16 protein-coding genes are annotated in these 14,358 nt (G+C 71.8%); 3 read left to right on the forward strand and 13 right to left on the reverse strand.

Annotation, left to right across the window (positions count from 1 at the left end; genetic code table 11):
* Positions 1-12: 12 nt before the first annotated feature.
* The 9 genes from mutM to EXU32_RS09970 form a co-directional block, all read right to left on the reverse strand.
* Complete coding sequence (gene mutM, locus EXU32_RS09930; RefSeq protein WP_130629764.1) at positions 13-885, reverse strand: bifunctional DNA-formamidopyrimidine glycosylase/DNA-(apurinic or apyrimidinic site) lyase; 873 nt, start codon at positions 883-885, stop codon at positions 13-15.
* 17 nt (positions 886-902) lie between these two features.
* Positions 903-1,649 (reverse strand): ribonuclease III, encoded by a 747-nt coding sequence (gene rnc, locus EXU32_RS09935; RefSeq protein ID WP_130629765.1) that lies wholly within the window; start codon positions 1,647-1,649, stop codon positions 903-905.
* A 13-nt stretch (positions 1,650-1,662) separates the two neighbouring features.
* Positions 1,663-1,857, reverse strand: a complete 195-nt coding sequence (rpmF, locus tag EXU32_RS09940) for a 50S ribosomal protein L32 (protein ID WP_007927847.1) — start codon at positions 1,855-1,857, stop codon at positions 1,663-1,665.
* A 1-nt stretch (position 1,858) separates the two neighbouring features.
* Entirely contained in the window at positions 1,859-2,455 is a 597-nt protein-coding gene (locus EXU32_RS09945; protein WP_165399638.1) for a YceD family protein, read from the reverse strand.
* Positions 2,456-2,559: 104 nt separating this feature from the next.
* Positions 2,560-3,042 (reverse strand): pantetheine-phosphate adenylyltransferase, encoded by a 483-nt coding sequence (coaD, locus tag EXU32_RS09950; RefSeq protein ID WP_130629766.1) that lies wholly within the window; start codon positions 3,040-3,042, stop codon positions 2,560-2,562.
* Positions 3,039-3,596, reverse strand: a complete 558-nt coding sequence (locus EXU32_RS09955; protein ID WP_130629767.1) for a hemerythrin domain-containing protein — start codon at positions 3,594-3,596, stop codon at positions 3,039-3,041. The genes coaD and EXU32_RS09955 overlap by 4 nt, the downstream gene beginning before the upstream one ends.
* Positions 3,597-3,646: 50 nt before the next feature.
* The gene (rsmD, locus tag EXU32_RS09960; RefSeq protein ID WP_130629768.1) at positions 3,647-4,222 is read right to left on the reverse strand and encodes a 16S rRNA (guanine(966)-N(2))-methyltransferase RsmD; all 576 of its coding nucleotides are present in this window, start codon (positions 4,220-4,222) and stop codon (positions 3,647-3,649) included.
* Positions 4,223-4,297: 75 nt separating this feature from the next.
* Entirely contained in the window at positions 4,298-6,517 is a 2,220-nt protein-coding gene (locus tag EXU32_RS09965) for an ATP-dependent DNA helicase RecG (RefSeq protein WP_130629769.1), read from the reverse strand.
* Positions 6,517-8,169 carry a DAK2 domain-containing protein gene (locus EXU32_RS09970; protein ID WP_130629770.1) on the reverse strand — a complete coding sequence of 551 codons (1,653 nt, stop codon included), beginning with the start codon at positions 8,167-8,169 and terminating at the stop codon, positions 6,517-6,519. The genes EXU32_RS09965 and EXU32_RS09970 overlap by 1 nt, the downstream gene beginning before the upstream one ends.
* Before the next feature lie 196 nt (positions 8,170-8,365).
* Here EXU32_RS09970 and rpmB point away from each other — a divergent pair, with 196 nt between their 5' ends.
* The gene (gene rpmB / locus EXU32_RS09975) at positions 8,366-8,560 is read left to right on the forward strand and encodes a 50S ribosomal protein L28 (protein WP_130629771.1); all 195 of its coding nucleotides are present in this window, start codon (positions 8,366-8,368) and stop codon (positions 8,558-8,560) included.
* 164 nt (positions 8,561-8,724) lie between these two features.
* Here the strand turns inward: rpmB and thiL are convergent, their stop codons facing one another.
* Complete coding sequence (gene thiL / locus EXU32_RS09980; protein ID WP_130629772.1) at positions 8,725-9,729, reverse strand: thiamine-phosphate kinase; 1,005 nt, start codon at positions 9,727-9,729, stop codon at positions 8,725-8,727.
* Between the two features lie 56 nt (positions 9,730-9,785).
* Between thiL and EXU32_RS09985 the strand changes: the two genes are divergently transcribed.
* On the forward strand, positions 9,786-10,244 hold the full coding sequence (locus EXU32_RS09985) for a DUF3515 family protein (RefSeq protein WP_130629773.1): 459 nt from the start codon (positions 9,786-9,788) through the stop codon (positions 10,242-10,244).
* Between the two features lie 24 nt (positions 10,245-10,268).
* On the opposite strand, the gene EXU32_RS09990 is transcribed toward EXU32_RS09985, so the two are convergent.
* A complete protein-coding gene (locus tag EXU32_RS09990; protein WP_130629774.1) occupies positions 10,269-11,396 on the reverse strand; it encodes a D-alanine--D-alanine ligase family protein in 1,128 nt (375 codons plus the stop codon).
* Between the two features lie 31 nt (positions 11,397-11,427).
* On the opposite strand from EXU32_RS09990, the gene EXU32_RS09995 reads away from it, so the two are divergent.
* Positions 11,428-12,534 (forward strand): trans-sulfuration enzyme family protein, encoded by a 1,107-nt coding sequence (locus tag EXU32_RS09995; RefSeq protein WP_130629775.1) that lies wholly within the window; start codon positions 11,428-11,430, stop codon positions 12,532-12,534.
* Between the two features lie 6 nt (positions 12,535-12,540).
* Here the strand turns inward: EXU32_RS09995 and EXU32_RS10000 are convergent, their stop codons facing one another.
* Both EXU32_RS10000 and EXU32_RS10005 read right to left on the reverse strand, forming a co-directional pair.
* Positions 12,541-13,539: an NAD(P)H-dependent glycerol-3-phosphate dehydrogenase gene (locus EXU32_RS10000; protein ID WP_130629776.1), complete on the reverse strand. Its 999-nt coding sequence runs from the start codon at positions 13,537-13,539 to the stop codon at positions 12,541-12,543.
* Positions 13,536-14,297, reverse strand: a complete 762-nt coding sequence (locus EXU32_RS10005; RefSeq protein ID WP_130629777.1) for a lysophospholipid acyltransferase family protein — start codon at positions 14,295-14,297, stop codon at positions 13,536-13,538. Before EXU32_RS10005 ends, EXU32_RS10000 begins: the two co-directional genes overlap by 4 nt.
* Positions 14,298-14,358: the final 61 nt, after the last annotated feature.

Below are 14,358 nucleotides of genomic sequence, written 5' to 3' on the forward strand. Positions count from 1 at the left end.
GCGGGCCCGTCCTCAGGCTCGAGCGAAGCGCGGACGCACCTGGCAGCGGGGGCAGCTCGTGGAGCTGCGGTTCATGAACTGCTCGCGGCGCATCGTCGCCCCGCAGCGGGGACACGGGCGCCCCTCCTGCCCGTAGGCGGACAGCGACCGGTCGAAGTACCCCGAGGCGCCGTTGACGTTGACGTACAGCGCGTCGAAGCTGGTGCCGCCCTGGGCGAGCGCCTCGGCCATGACGTCGCGCGCGTGGTCGAGCAGCCGTCCGATGGCCGGCTTCGTCAGCTCGTTGGCCAGGCGCTCCCCGTGCACGCCGGCGCGCCACAGCGCCTCGTCGGCGTAGATGTTGCCGATGCCCGAGACGACGGTCTGGTTGAGCAGCACCCGCTTGATGCCGCTGCGTCTGGCCTTGACGTCACGCACGACCGCCTCGCGGTCGTAGTGCGGGTCGAAGGGGTCGAGGGCGATGTGCGCGACGCTCGAGGGCACGCCGTCGACGAGGTCGGCCAGGGCGAAGCCGCCGAAGGTGCGCTGGTCGACGAAGCGCAGCTCGCTCCCTTCGTCGGCGAAGCGGACCCGCGCGTGGGTGTGCCGCGCCTCGGGGTCGTCAGGGCCGGTGACGAGCATCTGGCCGCTCATGCCGAGGTGGACGATGAGGCCCTCGTCGGGCACCGCCTCGGGTGCGTCCGCGAGCGACAACCACAGGTACTTGCCGCGACGGTGCGCCCCGGTGACCGTGCGCCCGGCCAGACGGTCCTCGAGGTCCCGCGGACCGGGCTCGTGGCGGCGGGCGACCCGGTGCCCGCTCAGGGCCAGCGTCTGGATGGTCCGGCCGCTCACGTGGTCGGCGAGACCCCGGCGGACCACCTCGACCTCGGGCAGCTCAGGCATGTCGCACCAGCGTCACGTCAGGCGGAGGTGGCCGCTTGATCAGCGGTGAGCGCGGCATAGGCGTCGGCCGCGGCCTCCTGCTCGGCGATCTTCTTGGTCCGGCCGCTGCCGTGACCGCGGGCCACGTCGGCGATGATCGCCTCTGCGGTGAAGGTCTTGTCGTGGTCGGGGCCCTCGTCGCTGGTGCGGTAGTGGACGCTCCCGAGGTCCTGGGCTGCCGCGACCTCCTGCAGCGAGGTCTTCCAGTCCAGTCCCGCGCCGAGGGTCGCGGAGCTCCTCATCAGCGGCCCGAGGAGGGAGTGGACGAGCAGCTCGGCGGCGTCGAAGCCACGCGGCCTGGGAGTGGACAGGTAGACCGCCCCGATGACCGCCTCGACGGTGTCGGCGAGGATCGAGTCCTTGTCGCGACCGCCGGTCGTCTCCTCGCCACGACCGAGGCTGACGAAGGCACCCAGGTCGATCGTGCGGCCGACCTGCGCGAGCGCGCGCATGTTGACCACCGCGGCACGCAGCTTGGCCAGCTCCCCCTCGGTGAGGTCGGGGTGCGTGGTGTGCAGGTGGTCGGTGACGACGAGACCGAGCACGGAGTCCCCGAGGAACTCCAGCCGCTCGTTGTGCGGCAGACCACCGTGCTCGTAGGAGTACGAGCGGTGGGTGAGGGCACGCATGAGCAGCGGCTCGTCGACGGGCTCCCCTGTGACCTCGGTGAGGTATCGGGAGAGCTCCTCGACGGGCCGCTGCTGCGATGAGGTCCTGTCGCTCATTGCGACAGGAAGCTCAGGCCTGGTGCTCGGTACGGTCTGCGGTCGCGTAGTAGCGACCCTTGTACGTCCCGCAGCTCGGGCAGGCCTGGTGGGCCGGCGCCGGCGACTTGCACTGGGGGCAGGTCGACAGCGCGGTGGGCGTCGCCTTCCAGTTCGCGCGGCGGCTACGGGTGTTGGAGCGCGACATCTTCCGCTTCGGGACGGCCACGTCAGTTCCTCTTCTCTTCGTTGTCCACATCCCCCGACGGCGACGCAAGAGGCGCGAGTGCCTCGAGTGCCGCCCACCGGGGGTCGATCAGCTCATGGTGGTGGTCCGGGTCGTCCTCGAGCCTGGCTCCACAGTCGGAGCACAGTCCCGGGCAGTCATCTCGGCACACCGGTTGGAACGGCAGGCTCGGCAGCACCGCGTCCCTCAGCACCGGCTCGAGGTCGATCTTCTCGTCCACGATCTGGTGCTCGTCCTGCTCATCGGCCTCTGCATCCACCTCGCGGTGGTGCTGTGCCCGATCCGGCCACACGAACAGCTCCTGGAAGCGATTGTTGACCGGCAGGTCGAGATCGTCCAGGCACCGCACGCAGGGTCCGACCGCCGAGGCAGAGACCGTTCCTGTCACCAGCACACCCTCGTGCACGGACTCCATCCGCACCTGCAGGTCCATCATCTGGCCCTGCGGGACGGACAGCACATCCGTGCCGAAATCAGCTGGCGCCTCGGCCTGGAAGTCCACTTCGTGCATCGACCCGGGTCTGCGGCCGACATTCTTGGCATCGAGCACCAAGGACGAGGCGGGGGCGTTGCGGTTCATGGCTCCAGTTTCCGAAGAGATCGGTCCACGACACGACGACGTAGACCGACGCCCAAGACTACCGGCGATTCCCCCTCGCCCCAAACCGGCCGAAGGGAGCCGCCTCAGGGCCGCTTCAGCCGCTCCCCCAGCGCGTCGCGCACCTCGTCGGAGACGAGGCCGGAGACGTCGCCGCCAAAGCGGGCGACCTCCTTGACCAGCGAGCTGGAGACGTGCTCGTGGCGCGGGTCCCCGGGGATGAAGAGCGTCTCGACCCCGGTCAGATGACGGTTCATCAGGGCCATCGGCCACTCGTAGGAGAAGTCGGTCTCACCCCGCAGCCCCTTGAGCAGGACCTGCGCGTCGAGCTCGGTGCACACGTCGACGATGAGCCGGTTGGCGAAGGCCTCGACCCGGACGTTGCCGAGGTCGGCGACCTGGTCGTGGATGAAGCCGGCCCGCTCGTCGACGCTGAAGGTCCCCTGCTTGGCGGGGTTGTGCAGGATCGCGACGACGACCTCGTCGAAGAGCGATGACGCGCGCCGGAAGACGTCGATGTGCCCGATGGTCACCGGGTCGTAGGACCCCGGGCAGACGGCGCGGGTCACTCGTCGGGCTGGTCGTCGTTGGGCAGCAAGCCGTCGTCGTAGGCCTTCTTGACGATGGCCTCGACGTTGTCGATCGAGCCCGCGCCGCTCTCGAGCAGCTGGTTGCGCTTGGCCAGCCACTTCTCGCCGAGCTCCTGGCGCGTCGTCTCGGGGGCGTCCTCGCGGGCCGGGTTGAGGATCGACAGCTCCTCCTCGCCGATGTGGTGATTGAGCACCTCCGCGACGGCCTCGAGCGCGTCCTCGAACTTCTGCGTGTCGGTGCCCTTGGCCTGGAGCAGCTTGAGCAGCGCCTCGTTGGTGGCTGCGTGCTCCTTCTCGCCGTGCTCCTCCTCCTCGCCGTCGATGACCTTCTTCGACTTCAGCTTGGGGTAGACGTTGTCCTCCTCGGCCTCGCTGTGCGCGACGAGCAGGTCGGCGAAGGCGACCCGAGCCGCGTCGCGGTCAGCGCTCTCGTCGCGCATGGCACGCATGAGGTCCTCGAGGAGGCGGTGGTCGGCGGTGATCAGGTCGACGACGTCGCCGGAGGTGGGCTGAGGGATCGAGTAGTCGGTCATGGGTCCATTCCTACCCGATCCGGGGGGCTGCGACACGCGCGCGACGCTGCTCAGATCTGGTAGTCGGGTGCAACCTGCGTGGCGAACCACAGGACGGTCTCGCCGTAGGACTTCGACCCCTCGGCGACGATGCCGTCGGGCCACGTCGGCTCGGGCGACCGGGAGGACCGCTCGATGACGATCACCGGCTCCTGCGCGAGCCACTGGTGGGCCAGCAGCATCTCGAGGACGGCGGCCAGCGACTCCTCGGTGACGTCGTAGGGCGGGTCGGCCAGGACCAGGTCGTAGCGAAGGGAGGCCGGCCGGTTGAGCGCCTGCTCCACCGAGCAGGACTGGAGGCGGGCGCCGGACACCCCGAGGTCGGAGATGTTGGCGCGGATGGTCGCCGAGGCTCCCCGGTCGGACTCGACGAGCAGCACGCTGGCCGCGCCGCGGCTGGCCGCCTCGAGCCCCAGGGCGCCGGACCCGGCGTAGAGGTCCATGACGTGCGCGCCGTCGATGGCGTCGCGCGACTCGAGCGCCGAGAAGAGCGCCTCACGCACGCGGTCGGTGGTGGGCCTGGTGCCGTCGCCCGTGGGCGTGCGAAGTCGCCGCCCGCCGGCCTCGCCGCTGATGATCCGAGTCACGCGTCCATGATGCGCCATCGCCTCGGCCGTGATCCACCCGGGCAGCAGCAGCCGAGCACCGGGCGAAGGGAGCGATCAGCCCTTTTGGAGGTAGGCGGCCTGCTCGGCGTCGAGCCAGTGGTCGATCGTCTCGCGCAGATCGGGGTGACCGGCGAGCTCGGGGTCCTCCGCGAGGACCGCCTGGGCGTCCTCGCGCGCCTGCTCGATGGTCGCGCCGTGGTCGCGCACCGACAGGTGCTGCAGCTGGCTGCGCACACCGTGCTGGGCGGTGCCCAGGACGTCACCCTCGCGGCGCTGCGAGAGGTCGAGCTGGGCGAGCTCGAAGCCGTCCGTGGTCTGCGCGATGGAGGTCAGGCGCTCGCCGGCGCTCTCGCTCTCGGTCGCCGTCACGAGCAGGCAGATCCCGGGCTCGCCGCCGCGCCCGACGCGGCCACGCAGCTGGTGCAGCTGGGAGACACCGAACCGGTCGGCGTCGAGGATCACCATCGTCGAGGCGTTGGGCACGTCGACCCCGACCTCGATGACCGTCGTGGAGACGAGGACGTCGACACCGCCGGAGTGGAAGCTCGCCATCACGGCGTCCTTGTCCTCGGGTGCCATCCTCCCGTGGAGCACCTCGAGGGTCAGGCCGGCCATGGCCGGGTGGGCCCGCAGCGTCTCGACGACCTCCTCCACGGCGGCGAGCGGCCGCTCCGGGCGCTCGGCGCCGTCCCCCTCGAGCCGCTCGCCGTCGTCGTTGTCGTCGGCGGCGTCGCCCTCGGTCACCAGGTCGATGCCGTCGAGGTCGTCGTCGTCACCACCGATGCGCGGGCAGACGACGTAGGCCTGCCGGCCGGCGGCGACCTCCTCGGCGACCCGCTGCCACGCCCGGTCGACCCAGCCCGGTCGGTTGACCGGCACCACGTGCGTGGTGATCGGTTGGCGTCCTCGCGGCAGCTCACGCAGGGTCGAGGTCTCCATGTCTCCGAAGACGGTCATCGCGACCGTGCGCGGGATCGGCGTGGCCGTCATGACGAGCAGGTGCGGAGGCGTGATCCCCTTGGCGCGCAACGCATCTCGCTGCTCGACACCGAAGCGGTGCTGCTCGTCGACGACGACCAGCGCCAGGTCGGCGAAGGTCACCTTGTCCTCGAGGAGCGCGTGCGTGCCGATGACGATGCCCGCCTCCCCGGAGGCGATCTCGAGCATCGCCTCGCGACGACGGGCGGTCGACATGGACCCGGTCAGCAGCGCCACCCGGGTGGCGTGCTCGTCGCCACCGAGCATCCCGCCCTCGGCGAGGTCGCCGAGCATGGAGCGGATGGATGCCGCGTGCTGCGACGCCAGCACCTCGGTCGGGGCGAGCAGGACGGCCTGGCCGCCGGCGTCGACGGCGGCGAGCATCGCGCGCAGCGCGACGATCGTCTTGCCTGAGCCGACCTCACCCTGCAGCAGCCGGTGCATCGGCGTGGGTCGGGCCATCTCGGCCAGGATCTCGGCCCCGACCTGCTCCTGACCTGCGGTCAGGTCGAAGGGCAACCTCTGGTCGAAGGTGGCCAGCAGCCCGCCCTCGCGCGGGGTGCGTCCCCGGGTGACCACGGCGGCCGCTGCGAGGCGGCGCTGGCCGAGGATGCACTGGAGGACGAAGGCCTCCTCGAACTGCAGGCGCCGCTTGCCCGCGGTGACGTCCCGGTCGCCTCGAGGTGCGTGGATGGCGCGAAGGGCGGCGCCCCGCTCGAGCAGGCCCCGGCGCTCGCGCACTGCCTCGGGGACCACGTCGACGACACCGTCGAGCTGGCCCAGGACCAGTCGCACGCACCGCGTGATCGTCCACGGGTGGACGCCCGGGACGTGCCGGTAGATCGGGAGCAGCCCGCTGTGGTCGGCGTCGCCGAGCTCACCGAGGGCAGCCGCCTCCTCGAGGGTCGCGTAGCCGGGGTGGGCCAGCTGGCGCTGGCGGTTGAACTCGGAGACCATGCCGGCGAAGACGAACTCGTGCCCGGGGAGCAGCTTGTGCTCGTGCCCACGGGCGTCGAAGAAGGTCACCCGCATCCGCGAGCGGCCGTCGGTGATGACGACCTCGAGCATCCGACCGCGCCGCTTGGCCATCGGCCGGGCATTGGCCGTCTCGACGCGGGCGACCGCCACGAGGTAGTCGCCCACCCGCGGGTGGCCGAGGTCGGCGTCGGCCGACCGGTAGCGCCGGGGCCAGAAGTCGAGCAGCTCCCCGACGGTCTCGATCCCCCGGTGCTTGGCCAGCTTGCTCGCTGCCTGCCCGCCGAGCAGACCCTTGAGCCGGGTCGACTCCTGCGCCACTACTCCGCCCCGAGGAGCAGCAGGTAGTGCCGCTGCCCGCCGTCGATGACCTCGACCTCGATGCCGGAGCGACGCGACTCGATCCGTGCGGTGATCGCCTCGACCAGCCCGTCGGGTGCGCCCTCGCCGACGACGAGGGTGACGAGCTCGGTGCCGGTGGAGACGATGCCGTCGAGGACCTCGAAGGTGACCTGCTCGGTGTCGGACCCGACGATGGTGATGTCTCCGCTGACGACGCCCAGGACGTCACCGACCTCGCAGAGGCCACCACTGGTCAGACCCGCCTTGACGGCGATGGTGACCGCCCCGTGCCGGGTGGCCGCCGCCGTGTGCGTCATGGCCAGGACGTTGTGCTGCGTGGAGGCACCCGGGTCGAAGACCGCCAGGGCGGCCAGCCCCTGGACTGCCGTGCTGGAGGTGATGACGTGCACCGACTGACCCTCCTGCTCGGCGGCGTGGGCGGCGGCGTCAGCGGCCATCCTGGTGTCGCGGTCGTTGGGCAGGAGGATGACGTCCTGGCTGCCCGTCGTCCGCACCGCGGCGAGGATCTCACCGGCCGAGGCCCGGTGACCCGGCCCCGACGCCACGGTGATCGCGCCGGACTCCTCGAGGACCGCGGCGATGCCCCGGCCCGCCGCGCAGGCGACGATGCTGACCCCGCTGCGCAGGCGCGGGGCGAGGATCTCGAGCAGGGCGACGGCGACGCGCTTCGGCGCCCCGTGCTCGAGCCCTGCCTCGAGGGCAGCACCGATGTCGTCGGTGTGGACGTGGACGTGGCACACGTCCTCGGCGGTGGACACGACGACGCTGTCCCCGATCTCGTCGAGACGCAGACGCAGGCTGGCCACACCCCCTTCGCTCACGTCGTGCAGCAGGTACATGACCTCGTGGGCCGGCCCCTCGTGGACCTGCGCGGCAGCGCCCTCGGCGCGATCGCGTGACCAGTCGGCCCGCCGCTCGAGGGAGGGGTTGAGGGTGAACTCGTCGACGGCAAACCGGGAGGGTGTCCCGAGCTCGTGGACGACCTGGTCGAGGGCCTCGACGAAGAGCAGGTACCCGGCGCCCCCCGCATCGACGACGCCCGCGTCGGCGAGGACCTGCAGCTGCTCGGGGGTGCGGCCCAGGGCGGTGCGCGCAGCCTCGACACCGGCCCTGGTCAGGTCACCGAGGGTGCCACCCTCGGACCGCACCCGAGCGACCTCGAGGGCGGTGGCGTCGGCGACGCTGAGGATGGTGCCCTCCTGCGGTCGCACGACGCTCTCGCGGGCACGCATGGCGCCCTGCTGCACCATGCGGACGACCGCGTCGGCGTCGACGACCTCGAGGTTGCCGGCCGTCACCACCTCGCTGACGCCGCGGATCATCTGGCTGAGGATGACGCCGGAGTTGCCGCGGGCAGACATCAGGGCCGCTCGCGAGAGGGCGGCCGACTCGACCGGCAGCGGCACCACACCGAAGGTCCCCGCGCGCTCCTGCTCGGTGCGAGCGGTGTCGAGGGCCTGGTCGAGCGTGAGGTACATGTTGGTGCCGGTGTCGCCGTCGGGGACGGGGTAGACGTTGAGCGCGTCGATCTCGGCCCGTCGCGCGGCGAGGGCCGCTCGGGTCACGACGACCCACCGACGGACTGACTCTGCGTCGAGGACCTCCAGCACGCGCTCAGGTTAGTCGACAGGGGCGACATCGCGGGCGATCGGTCCACCGCAACCGGCTGGGAATGGGCCTCGCTGCACCGTTTTGGCCCTGCGGTCGCACCTCGGCTACTCTGTACCGGTTGCCCGGTGACGCGCCCCCTTCGGGTGGAGCGATCGAGCAGCATCACTCACTTACTGACGAACACAGGAGAAACCCGTGGCTGCCAACTGCGACGTCTGCGGCAAGGGACCGTCCTTCGGACACTCCATCTCGCACTCGCACCGCCGCACCAAGCGTCGCTGGAACCCCAACATCCAGCGCGTTCGCGCCAAGGTGGGCGAGGCCGGGGTGACCCCGAAGCGTCTCAATGTCTGCACTTCATGCCTCAAGGCCGGCAAGGTCAAGCGCTGACCCGAGCCTGACGAGAGCCGCCGCTCCCCCTCCCGGGGGGACGGCGGCTTTTTCGTGCCCAGGTGCGCATCTCCTTAAGGAGATGCGGACAAGGGTGCGCACGACCTTAAGGAGATGCGGACAAGGGTGCGCACGACCTTAAGGAGATGCGGGCGAAGGGGGGGTCAGGGCCGGAAATGGTCCCAGCCGGTGACCGTCGGGACCGCGCCGTCGACGAGCACGGCCGGCTCCCCCGCCACGCACGTTCCCAGGACCGTCCATCCGGGCGGCACCGCCCCCACCGGGAAGGTGGCCGCCAGCGAGTGCTCCTCGCCACCGGAGAGGACCTGCCGCAGCGCGTCGACCTCCCCCAGCGCCTCGGTGAGCGCGCCCGCTGCCGCCCGGGTCAGCGCCCGACCCGACAGCTCGACCCGCACACCGCTCGCCCGGGCGACCCGGCCCAGGTCGCGCACGAGACCGTCGGAGACGTCGATCATCGACGTCGCGCCGGCGCGGGCAGCGACCGGTCCCTGCTCGAAGGGCGGTCGTCCAGCGGTGCGGTGCACGAGACACAGCTCGTGGACGGCCCGGTCGCCCGGCTCGGGCTCGCCGTCGGCATGGGTGCGCCCGCGGCCCTCGAGGAGCAGCTGCAGCCCTCCCCCGGAGCGACCGAGCCCACCGCAGACCGCCACGACGTCCTCCGGCTGCGCCCCGTCCCGGCGCACCGGCGCCCGTCCGTCCAGGTCACCCGTCGCCGTGATCGCCACGAGGAGCATGTCCTCGCCGGCCGATGACAGGTCGCCGCCGACGACCGGTGCACCGGCCTCCCGGGCGGCCTCGGCGATCCCCTCGGCCAGGTCGAGGACCCAGGCCAGCTCGGTGCTCGGGTCGGCCGCGAGCGCGACGAGCAGGCCGGTGGGCACGGCGCCCATGGCGGCGATGTCGGCGAGGTTCTGCGCCACGACCTTGCGCCCGACCTCGCGGCCGGACGACCAGTCGTCCCGCCAGTCGCGGCCCCGGACCATCGAGTCCGTCGTCAGCACGACCGCTCCTGACGGCGACCCCAGCACGGCGGCGTCGTCGCCGGGGCCGAGGAGGAGCGGGGCGGCTCCCTTCGTCCCGTCGAAGATCGGGAAGAGGCGGGCGAGCAGGTCCCCCTCGGACAGGTCGGACAGGCGGGTGGGGGCCATCGGTCACGCTCCGCTCGGACGAAGGGGGGTCAGCACCGCACGGTAGCCTCCCGTCCGTGCCCTCCTCTCGCCGACCTCACGCCGCGCTCGCCGGTGCCCTCGCCCTCCCGCTGCTGCTCGCCGGGTGTGGCGGGTCCGTGGAGGTCGGGATCCCACCGGCCGCCGACAGCCCGGCGTGCACGGCCGCGGCCGAGCGCTGGCCCACGGACGTGTCGGGACTCGAGCCTCGCGAGACCACCCCGAGCAGCCCCGCGATCAAGGCCTGGGGCGATCCTGCGGTCGTCGCCCGGTGCGGGATGCCCGCGATGCCGCCCACGGAGGAGCAGTGCGTCGTCGTCAACGGCATCGGGTGGGTCGCCGAGGACCTCGGTGACGGCGCCCGCCTGACCACCTTCGGTCGCGACCCCGCCATCGAGGTCATCGTGCCTGGCGAGCACGGGCCGGGCCCGCTGCTCCTGCCCGCCTTCTCGGCTGCGGTCAAGGAGCTGCCGACCAACGACTACACGTGCACCTGACGCGCGAGCGCGAGCAGCGGTCGGCTACCGCAGGCCGACCGGCCGCTCGAGGGCCAGCTGGATGAGCTCGTCGACGAGCTCGGGGTAGCTGACCCCGCTGGCCTGCCACATCCGCGGGTACATCGAGTGCGGGGTGAAGCCGGGCATCGTGTTGATCTCGTTGATGACCACCTCGCCACTCTCGGTGACGAAGCAGTCGACCCGGGACAGGCCCTCGCAGGCCAGCGACTCGAAGGCCGCAGCCGCCAGGCGGCGCACCTCGTCGGCGACCGCCGGCGGCAGGTCGGCCGGGCAGGACAGGACGACCGAGGCCTCGTCGAGGTACTTGGCCTCGAAGTCGTAGAAGTCGTGACCGTGACCGGCCTCGACGACGATCTCGCCCGGCATGGAGGTCCGCGGGGCGTCCAGGCCGCGCCCCTGCAGGACGGCGCACTCGATCTCCCGGCCGACGATGCCCGACTCGACGATGACCTTGAGGTCGTGCTCGCGGGCTGCCTCGATCGCCGCCTCGAGGCAGCCGGGGCCATCGACCTTGGACACGCCCATCGAGGACCCCGCGCGGCAGGGCTTGACGAAGACGGGGTAGGTCAGGGCGCCCACCGAGTCCATCGCCGCGGCCTTGTCCCGACGCCACTGGGTGTCGGTGATGACCACGTAGGGGCCCACGGGCAGGCCGGCCCCCTCGAAGACGACCTTCATGTAGTGCTTGTCCATGCCGGCGGCGGAGGCGAGCACGCCCGAGCCGACGTAGCGGATGTCGGTGAGCTCGAGCATCCCCTGCAGGGTGCCGTCCTCGCCGTAGGGCCCGTGCAGCAGCGGGAAGACGACGTCGACCTCGCCGAGGGCCTCGAGCGCCTCGCCGGGGCGGTGGACGGAGAGCGAGGACTGCCCCACGCGGGTGGGCAGGATCACCTCGGTCCCGGTGTCGGTCACCTCGGGCGTGCTCCCCGGCGTGAGCATGAGCGCGTCGGGGTCGTCGGCGGCCAGGACCCAGGCACCGTCACGCGTGATGCCCACGGGCACGACGTCGTAGGTGTCGCGGTCGATCGCCCGCAGGACGCCGGCGGCGGTGGCGCACGAGACGGCGTGCTCGGAGGACCGGCCGCCGAAGACGACGGCGACGCGGGGCTTGCGGCTGGGATGGCTGCTCATCGGGGGAAGACTAACGTCTAGCCTCAGGAGCATGGAGCAGCAGGAGCACGACGCGCAGACCGATCTGTCCCCCCGCACCAAGGTCGTGGCCCTCGGCCGGCCGCAGCGTGCGCCCGGCGCCTCCTTGAACCCCCCGGTCACCTTCACCTCGACCTACATCCAGGACGGTGCGGTCAACTACGCGCGCGTCGACAACCCGACGTGGACCCCCTTCGAGGAGGCCGTCGGCGAGCTCGAAGGGGGGCGAGCCCTCCTCTTCGCATCGGGCATGGCGGCCGTGCACGCCGCGCTGTCGCTCGTCCCCACGGGCGGGACCGTCGTCGCTCCCGCGGCGGCCTACAACGGCGTCGTCGTCTCCCTGACCGAGGCGCAGGCCGAGGGTCGGGTCGCCGTGCGCTGGGTGGACGTCACCGACAGCGACGCGGTGATCGCGGCGCTGCCGGGTGCCGACCTGCTCTGGCTCGAGTCGCCCTCCAACCCGCTGCTGGAGCTCGCCGACATCCCCGGCCTGACCGCCGCGGCCCACGAGGCGGGCGCGCTCGTCGCGGTCGACAACACCTTCGCCACGCCCCTGCTGCAGCGCCCGTTGGAGGACGGCGTCGACGTGGTCGTGCACTCCGCGACGAAGTACCTCGCCGGGCACTCCGACGTCATCCTCGGTCTGACCGTCACCGCCGACACCGACGGTGGGCGCGAGCTGCACACCCGGCTCGCGCGCCGGCGCACCCTCGCCGGTGCGATCGCCGGCCCCATGGAGGCCTGGCTGGCGCTGCGCGGGCTGCGCACCCTCTCCCTTCGTCTGGAGCGGGCGTGCGCCAACGCCGCCGACCTCGCCGAGCGGCTGGGCACCCACCCGCGGATCGCGCGCGTGCGCTACCCCGGGTGGGGGGCGATCGTCTCCGTGGACGTCGCGGGTGACGGCGACGGCGCAGCGGCCGCCGAGGCACTGACCGCCGGCACCCGGATCTGGTCCGCGTCGACGAGCCTGGGCGGCGTCGAGTCGCAGCTCGAGCGCCGCCGTCGCCAGCCCGGCGAGCCGGAGGCCGTGCCGGTCAACCTGGTGCGGCTGTCCGTCGGCGTCGAGGACGTGGACGACCTGTGGGCCGACCTGCGGCAGGCCCTCGACGCGATCGGCTGACCGCAGTCAGTCCATCTCGTGCTTGCGGGCACGGGAGAGCAGCACGCTGACCATGTCCTGGGGCGAGACGCCTTCGTGCACCACGCGGTTGACCTGCTCGGTGATCGGCACGTCGACGCCGTGTGCCCGGGCCAGGTCGAGGATCGAGGCGCAGGACTTCACGCCCTCGGCCGTCTGCTTGGTCTGCTCGGTGACCTCGGCGACGGACATGCCCTCGCCGAGCTTGACGCCGAAGGAGTGGTTGCGCGAGAGCGGCGACATGCAGGTGGCGATGAGGTCACCGACGCCCGCGAGGCCGGACATCGTGCGTGGGTCGGCCCCGAGAGCCATCGCCAGCCGGGTGGTCTCCGCCAGACCACGCGTGATGATCGTCGCCTTGGTGTTGTCGCCGAAGCCCAACCCCGACGCCATGCCGACGGCGAGCGCGATGACGTTCTTGACCGCACCACCGAGCTCCGCGCCGATGACATCGGTCGAGGTGTAGGGACGGAAGAAGGAGGTCGAGCACACCGCCGCCACCGTGTCAGCCGCTTCGAGGTCCGGGCAGGCCACGACGCTGGCCGCGGGCTGCTGCCGGACGATCTCCTTGGCCAGGTTGGGGCCACTCACCACGGCGATGCGCTCGCTGGGGACGCCGGCGACCTCGTGGATCACCTCGCTCATCCGCTTGGTGGTCCCCAGCTCGATGCCCTTCATCAGGGAGACGACGATCTTGTCGTCGTGCAGCAGCGGCCCCCAGTCGGCGAGGTTGGTGCGCAGGGACTGGGAGGGCACCGACAGGATGACGATCTCGGCGCCGTCGGTCACCTCGGCAGGATCGGTCGACGCGCTGATCCCCGACGGGAGGTCCACACCCGGCAGGTAGTCCTCGTTGACGCCGGAGTTGATCTGGGCGACGAGCTCGGGGCGACGGCCCCAGACCCGGACGTCGTTGCCGCCGTGGGCGAGGATCGTGGCGAAGGCGGTGCCCCAGCTCCCGGCACCGAAGACTGCGATGTGACTCATTGGTCATCTCCTGATCGATAGTTGCCGGTGACCCGCAGGCCATGGGCCGCGGGGTCGAATCGGGTCGTCGGGGCGCGCTGCCCACGCAGCTGCTCGAGCTCGTGCGTGATGGCGGCCATGATGCGGTCGGTCGCGGTGGCGACGGCGACGGGGGTCTCTGGAGCCTCTGGACCGGTCAGGTCGCCCAGCCCGACCGGCACACCGAACCGGATCTGCATGAGGGTGCGGTGCCGGGAGAGCCGAGGTCGCCGGGCGTAGCGCGGCAGCAGGTCCTGAGGTCCCCACTGCGCGACCGGGATCACCGGCGCCCCGGTCTGCAGGGCCAGGCGGGCCGCGCCGGTCTTGCCCCGCATCGGCCACAGGTCGGGGTCGCGCGTGAGCGAGCCCTCTGGGTAGATGACGACGCACTCCCCCGCCGCGAGCGCCCGGGCGGCGTGAGGCAGGGCCTCGCGCGCCCGGTCGGTCTCACGATCGACGCGTACCTGCTTGGCGTGACGCAGGACCCAGCCGACGACAGGGGTCTCGAAGAGGCTGCCCTTGGCCAGGAAGACCGGGCTGTGGCCATGGTTGTAGAGGACGTGCGCCCACGGGAAGGGGTCGACGTGCGACACGTGGTTGGGCGTGAGGAGGAAGCCACCCTGCGTGGGGACGTGCTCGATGCCGGTGACCTCGTAGCGCGCCACGGCACGCATCCCCGTGCGCAGGATCCCGGCGACCACCCGGTACATGATCGGGGTGGGGGTGCGGTGGACGACCATGTCACCTCTTCTGCGCTCGCCCGTGAGTCCCTCGACCCCGGGCCACCTCTGTGAGCCCTCA

Origin of the sequence: Janibacter limosus, from assembly GCF_004295485.1 — a bacterium.
Taxonomy (GTDB): Bacteria; Actinomycetota; Actinomycetes; order Actinomycetales; family Dermatophilaceae; genus Janibacter; species Janibacter limosus_A.